Origin of the sequence: Flavobacterium sp., assembly GCF_039916025.1 — a bacterium.
Taxonomy (GTDB): domain Bacteria; phylum Bacteroidota; class Bacteroidia; order Flavobacteriales; family Flavobacteriaceae; genus Flavobacterium.
The window spans coordinates 1-4068 of record NZ_JBDSMB010000052.1; the positions used below are offsets into that span (position 1 = coordinate 1).

Annotated in this window: 5 protein-coding genes and 1 pseudogene; 1 reads left to right on the forward strand and 5 read right to left on the reverse strand. The window is 32.8% G+C overall.

What is annotated here, in order from left to right:
• Window positions 1–266 precede the first annotated feature (266 nt).
• Window positions 267–1658, forward strand: a complete 1392-nt coding sequence (locus tag ABIQ27_RS02990) for a DUF4403 family protein (RefSeq protein WP_348031929.1) — start codon at window positions 267–269, stop codon at window positions 1656–1658.
• Between the two features lie 16 nt (window positions 1659–1674).
• On the opposite strand, the gene ABIQ27_RS02995 is transcribed toward ABIQ27_RS02990, so the two are convergent.
• The 5 genes and pseudogenes from ABIQ27_RS02995 to ABIQ27_RS03015 form a co-directional block, all read right to left on the reverse strand.
• Window positions 1675–1959 carry a hypothetical protein gene (locus ABIQ27_RS02995; RefSeq protein WP_348031931.1) on the reverse strand — a complete coding sequence of 95 codons (285 nt, stop codon included), beginning with the start codon at window positions 1957–1959 and terminating at the stop codon, window positions 1675–1677.
• On the reverse strand, window positions 1949–2542 hold the full coding sequence (locus ABIQ27_RS03000) for a DUF420 domain-containing protein (RefSeq protein WP_348031933.1): 594 nt from the start codon (window positions 2540–2542) through the stop codon (window positions 1949–1951). Before ABIQ27_RS03000 ends, ABIQ27_RS02995 begins: the two co-directional genes overlap by 11 nt.
• Entirely contained in the window at window positions 2535–3218 is a 684-nt protein-coding gene (locus tag ABIQ27_RS03005) for an SCO family protein (protein WP_348031935.1), read from the reverse strand. The genes ABIQ27_RS03000 and ABIQ27_RS03005 overlap by 8 nt, the downstream gene beginning before the upstream one ends.
• An 11-nt stretch (window positions 3219–3229) precedes the next feature.
• Entirely contained in the window at window positions 3230–3889 is a 660-nt protein-coding gene (locus ABIQ27_RS03010; protein ID WP_348031937.1) for a hypothetical protein, read from the reverse strand.
• An 87-nt stretch (window positions 3890–3976) separates the two neighbouring features.
• Window positions 3977–4068, reverse strand: a pseudogene (locus ABIQ27_RS03015) (cytochrome C oxidase subunit IV); the annotation flags it as partial.

The following is a 4068-nucleotide window of genomic DNA, read 5'->3' on the forward strand; positions in this document are numbered from 1 at the left end:
TCTACGCATTCCTGAATCGTCCACTTTTTTTGTTGGGCTACGGAAGTAAATCCTAAAAGAAGAATAAAAATCAATGTAAATGCCTGTATACTTTTTTTCATACTAAAAACGGGTTTAGAACCCTTAATTTTTCTAATAAACAAAGATATAATTTTTGTCTTTTAATTGCATATTTAATAACATACAAACTTAGACTTGTCTTTTTTGATAATGTTACAACTTAATTGCTTTTTTACTTTTATTTTTGCCAAAAATTAATTGCAATCATGTCAAGAATAAAAGTAACACTTTCTATACTATTTTTTTCGTTTATTTTTAATAGTTGTTCAACTACTCAAAAAATCGATGCTTTAAAACCGATTCCTTCTGATGATACTCCGATGGTTTACAATACTAAAACCTCGTTTGTGAACATGCCGTTGGAAATCTCTTTAAAGGAAATAGAAAATCAATTGAATAAAACACTGAATGGTGAAATTTATAATGACTCCAATCTGGAAGATGATAAAACCGAAATGAAAATTACGAAAACGGCACCGATTCGTCTGATTGAAAAAAATGGAAAAATCCAAACCATATTGCCATTAAAAATTTGGTCCAAATTCAAGTATGGCACCGATTTCATGGGTTTAAATGATACCAGGGAAATTAATCTGAATGGAACAATAACACTTATAAGCGATGTCAAATTATCCAACTGGAAAATGTCGACAACTTCAAAAATTGACAATTTTGAATGGTCTGAAAGCCCAACAATCATAGTAGCAGGAAGAAACGTTCCGATTACTTATATTATCAATCCAACACTTTCTATTTTCAAATCTAAGATTGCCAAAAAGATTGATGAAGCTATTGAGAATTCATGCGATTTTAAACCTTATGTGCTTGATGTTTTGGAAAAAATGAGCACGCCATTTATAACAAGCGAACAATACCAATCCTGGTTTAAACTCATTCCGATTGAGGTTTATGTAACCGATGCGGTTTTGGGTAAAAAAGAAATTAAAATGGACTTGGGATTGAAATGCAATATGCAGACTATGGTTGGTTTAAAGCCAAAAAACAGCTTTGACAGAGATGCTATTCAGTTTAAATCGGTGGGTAAAGTTCCTGAAAAATTAACGGCAAACATTGCTGCTATTTCGACTTACGAAAGTGCTTCCAGAATTATTTCATCTAATTTTCAGGGAAAAGAATTTGCCGCCGGAAGCAGAAAAATCGTGGTTCAAAATGTGGCGCTTTGGCAAAAAGACAGCAAGATTATAATTGCCCTTGATATGACAGGAAGCATCAACGGAACAATATATTTATCGGGAACTCCAAATTATAATGCCGTGACCAAAGAGATTTATTTTGATCAGATGGATTATGTTTTAAACACCAAAGGATTGCTTACAAGAACCGCCAATTGGTTATTGCAGGGCGTTATTTTGAAAAAAATTCAGGAAAACTGTCGTTATTCTATCCGAGAAAATCTGGAGGAAGGCAAGAAGAGTTTATTGCCTTATTTGAATAATTATTCACCAATGAAAGGTGTTTTCGTTAACGGAACAATGAATGATTTTGATTTTGAAAAAGTTGAAGTAACCGATAAAGCCATCATCGCATTTATAACCACTACCGGAAAAATGAATGTGAAAATTGACGGAATGGACTAGAGGAAGTATTCAGTGTTCAGTTGGCAGTTTCTTCTTCTTTAGAAGCTGGCTTCTTGTAATACATTTTGTAAATCGTAAAACCTATTGCTGCCACAATTATATACGGAACAGCCATCAGGAACACAATCCCGTCATTTACTGCTTCCACTTTAGTTTTATTGCCTTCACTTTCCAAAGCAGCACGACACATCGCGCATTGTGAGAAAGTATTTAGAGAATAGAAAATAGAGAATAGAAAAAAGAATAGTCTTTTAGAAAGTCTATCTTCTATTATCTTTGTTCTTTGTTCTTTAGTTCGCATAATAAGGTGAAATCATTAAATAAACCACAACTCCGGTTACGGCTACATACAACCATAAAGGGAAAGTGATTTTAGCTATTTTTCTATGTCTGTCAAATCGTGCCGCTAATGCTCTGACATAGGTAATCAATACTAATGGGATGATTGCTATTGACAGCACAATATGGCTCAGCAAAATGAACAAATATATGTCTCTTGTAAAACCTGCATATCCTTTTTCTTTTGCATCTAAAATTCCGTTACCATCAACATCTCCAAAAACAGTTGACTCTGCCGTCATGTGATACGCAATATACATTACCAAAAAAATTACAGAACAAGCAATCGCAGTGGTCATTAATCTTTCGTGCACTTTTTGATTTCCGTTTTTAATCGCCTTTACGCCCAATATTAAAAGTAAGGCCGTAAGTCCGTTTATACCAGCGTAAATTGGCGGTAAAAAAGAAAGTGGCTCTACTTCAATACCAAAATCTTTTAATTTCACTGTAAATAGAACAGCTACTGCTACAGGTATTAATATTGAGATAAAAATTATTGGAAATCTAAATCGTTGTTCCAGCGTTTTGTTGTCTGATTTATTCATTTAAAAGTTTTTTTATGTCTTCTGTAATTGCTTTTACACCTTTTTTATCCAAACCGTCATAATATAGAATTGGATTATTAAAATCATCTTTTCTACAACGTATATTTCCTTTTTTATCAATCAAAGCAAAAAGTCCTGAATGCTCAAATCCGCCTTTGACGTTTTTATTTTCGCCGGCATACATATTAAATCCTTTGTTGGCGATATTAAATATATAGTCTTTGTCTCCGGTTAATAAATGCCAATTGGAAGATTTCACGCCAAGTGTTTTTGCATATTCTTTTAATACTTTTGAAGTATCATGTTCCGGATCGATAGAAATTGAGGCAATTCCGAAATTAGGGTTCCCGAAAAACTCATTTTGTATATCAACCATATTTTTATTCATAATTGGGCAAATAGAAGGACAGGTTGAAAAGAAAAACTCTACCAGATATACTTTGCCTAAATAGCTTTTGTCGGTAATCTTTGTTCCGTTTTGGTCGGTTAATTCAAATTTTGGAGCCGGGCCAATTTTCATCAAACCTGTTTCGCCATTTTTGTGATTGGAAACAGCATCGATTCTGTCGCCCTGAACTACAGTACCATTTTTTATTCTGTTGATGATTTTCGGAATAAAGATGATTCCAAAAACCAAAACTACAAACGATAATCCGATGTATGATTTATTTTTCATTTGATAAAAATCTAAAGTTCTTTTGTAGCGTTATGATTCTTTTTAAGCGCAGCACGATATTCATAAATGATGATTTTCATATCATCCATCATTTTATTGTAAAGCTCTGAAACAAAAATAGTGTTGTAGCCTTCTTTATATTCGGGTGTTCCTTTTTGATCTTCACCTTTTCGGCCTCTTAGGTTTCTTTTCTTATCGATGATAAAAACATTGGGTGTTGCCAATGTATTATCGAGTTTTCCGACCAATTGAAGTTTGTCATAGAAAGTCGTTATTTCATTTGGCGAAGCAAAAACAAAATTCCAGCCTTTATGTGTGCCCAATTTCTTTATATCTATTTTTAGTAATTCTTCAACCTGACTTTGTGTTCCATCGGGCATTACCATTACAACCTGAAAATCTTTGAAATCTTTATACTTGTCATAGATGATTTCGTAAAGGTTAAAGAAGTTTCCTTTGTGTTTCATTACATCATTTCCTATAAAGCCAAGGATTGTGATTTTATTGGTTAAGGCAACTGGTTTATTGTCCAGGGTTTTCCAGGTGTTAACTTCGGGAATGTTTTTTGTAATGGTTGGTAAAGAAATAAAACTATTTACACCGGAAGCAAAGAAAAGATACGCAACTATCGGTAAAACAAACAAGATAAAAAGGACAATATTTTTTTTCATTTGGATTGTGAAAAATGAATGTACAAAAATAAAAAAATCCCGTCTGGTTCAATAACTCGACGGGACTTTTTTTGAATTAATATAGTGTTAAAAATTCCACTTGATTGTGGCATTTTTAAAAACCTCGAAAATGTAATCTGCTTCAACAAGAAGTATAAATAATAAATATAATACAAGGA

What these genes read in the sequence shown, in the direction of transcription:
- ABIQ27_RS02990 (WP_348031929.1), top strand. Translation starts at nt 267, where the DNA reads ATGTCAAGAATAAAAGTAACACTTTCTATACTATTTTTTTCGTTTATT.
- ABIQ27_RS02995 (WP_348031931.1), bottom strand. Translation starts at nt 1,959, where the DNA reads ATGCGAACTAAAGAACAAAGAACAAAGATAATAGAAGATAGACTTTCT.
- ABIQ27_RS03000 (WP_348031933.1), bottom strand. Translation starts at nt 2,542, where the DNA reads ATGAATAAATCAGACAACAAAACGCTGGAACAACGATTTAGATTTCCA.
- ABIQ27_RS03005 (WP_348031935.1), bottom strand. Translation starts at nt 3,218, where the DNA reads ATGAAAAATAAATCATACATCGGATTATCGTTTGTAGTTTTGGTTTTT.
- ABIQ27_RS03010 (WP_348031937.1), bottom strand. Translation starts at nt 3,889, where the DNA reads ATGAAAAAAAATATTGTCCTTTTTATCTTGTTTGTTTTACCGATAGTT.